This window comes from Actinomadura sp. (assembly GCF_044508335.1).
In the GTDB taxonomy this organism is placed as follows: domain Bacteria; phylum Actinomycetota; class Actinomycetes; order Streptosporangiales; family Streptosporangiaceae; genus Spirillospora.
This window is the reverse complement of sequence record NZ_JBIQHY010000238.1, coordinates 1-1625: the sequence shown is the minus strand read 5'-3', so window position 1 is coordinate 1625 and position 1625 is coordinate 1. Positions and strand designations below refer to the sequence as shown.

The following is a 1625-nucleotide window of genomic DNA, read 5'->3' as shown; positions in this document are numbered from 1 at the left end:
CGGAACCTGTCAAACCGGATGAGACGTCAGGCCGCGTGGGTGGTTTGTGGCTGGTTGTCGGTCTGGGGTTGGGGTGGCGGGTTGATCCAGACCTTGTCCGGTAGCGGGGGCGGTGAGGGGCACCGGCCTCGGAACCGTTCGGGGTGGGCCCGGAAGGCCGCCTGCAGGGTGGCGGCCCGGCGGGCCTGAACCTGGGTGGCGGTGCCGTCGTGGACGGTCGCGGGCGTGTGCATTCCGATCCCGGAATGGCGGTGTTCGTGGTTGTAGTAGGCGAAGAAGTGGCTGCAGAAGCTGTTGGCGTCCTCGATCGAGCCGAACCTTCGCGGGAATGCCGGGCAGTATTTGAGGGTCTTGAACTGTGCTTCGGAGTAGGGGTTGTCGTTGGACACGTGCGGGCGGGAATGGGACTGGTCGATGCCCAGGAGGGCGAGGAGTCCGGTGACGGTGTTGGAGGTCATGGCCGTGCCGCGGTCGGCATGGATAGATCGGGGTGCCACGCCGCCGTTGGCGATGATGGCGTGCTGGATGAACTCTTTGGCCAGGGTGCCGTTCTCGGTGGGCCAGATCTCCCAGTGCACGACTTTGCGGGAGAAGATGTCGATGATGACGTACAGCAGATAATGCACGCCGCGCACGGGGCCTTTCAGTTTCGTGATGTCCCACGACCACACCTGATCGGGGCCGTCGGCCTGGAGTTCGGGCTTGACGGTCGCCGGGCGCACGGCCTGGGCGCGCCGCTCACCGGCCTGGCCGCGCTCGCGCAGCAGCCGGTACATCGTGGCCTGCGAGCACAGGTACACGCCCTCGTCCAGCAGGACCGCCCACACCTGCGCCGGTGACTTGTCGACGAACCGGGCCGAGTCCAGCACCGCCAGCACCCGCTCGCGTTCGGCCGCCGACAGCTCGGCCGGATGATGGAACGGGCGGCGCGGCCCGAGCCGGGGCGGGCGGGGATTGCGGTGCCGGTGCAGAGTCGAGCGGGATTTTCCGAGGATGCGGCATGCCCGGGCGGTGCCGAGCAGTTCCTCCATGCCGGGCAGGTGGTCGTCGATGACCTGGTTCAGTTCTCGTCGGAGTCCGCGCTGCTTGAGATGTCCTGCAGCAGCGCGAATGCTTTTCCCGCGATGTCCAATGCGGTTCGGGTCTTGTCGAGTTCACCGGCGAGTTTGGCGTTGCCGGCTTCGAGTTTGGCGGCTTCGGCCCTGAGTTTCTTGTTCTCGGCCTTCAGGCGGGCCAGTTCCTCGGCCTCGGGGCTGCGTGCCGGCTTTCCCGAGGTGGCTGCCAGGGTGCCTTCATCGCGTTGTTTGCGCCAGTGCTCGATGTGGGAGTGGTAGAGCTTTTCGGACCGCAACAGGGCGCCGCGTTCGGGGCTGCCCTCGGGCAGCGCGTCGTAGGCGGCCAGGATCCGGGCCTTGTAGGCCTTGGTGAACGTCCGGCGCTTGGGCCGGGCGGCCCGGCCCGGCTGCTGGTCGCCGTATTCGTCGGTCACCCGACCATCCTGCCGTGTCGTCACGGCGGCCTGGTCGGCGAGAGTCATCGTCACTGCGCTGTTCGTCCTGTCTCGCCCTGCTTGGTATCAGAAGGACTCGTTCGTCCCTTGTGTCACAGCAGTCTGACAGAGAGGG

2 protein-coding genes are annotated in these 1625 nt (G+C 67.0%); both read right to left on the bottom strand.

Annotation, left to right across the window (positions count from 1 at the left end; genetic code table 11):
- Nucleotides 1-26 precede the first annotated feature (26 nt).
- The gene (locus ACIWVC_RS34565; protein WP_396455217.1) at nt 27-1031 is read right to left on the bottom strand and encodes an IS3 family transposase; all 1005 of its coding nucleotides are present in this window, start codon (nt 1029-1031) and stop codon (nt 27-29) included.
- Between the two features lie 29 nt (nt 1032-1060).
- On the bottom strand, nt 1061-1489 hold the full coding sequence (locus tag ACIWVC_RS34560; protein WP_396455215.1) for a transposase: 429 nt from the start codon (nt 1487-1489) through the stop codon (nt 1061-1063).
- Nucleotides 1490-1625: the final 136 nt, after the last annotated feature.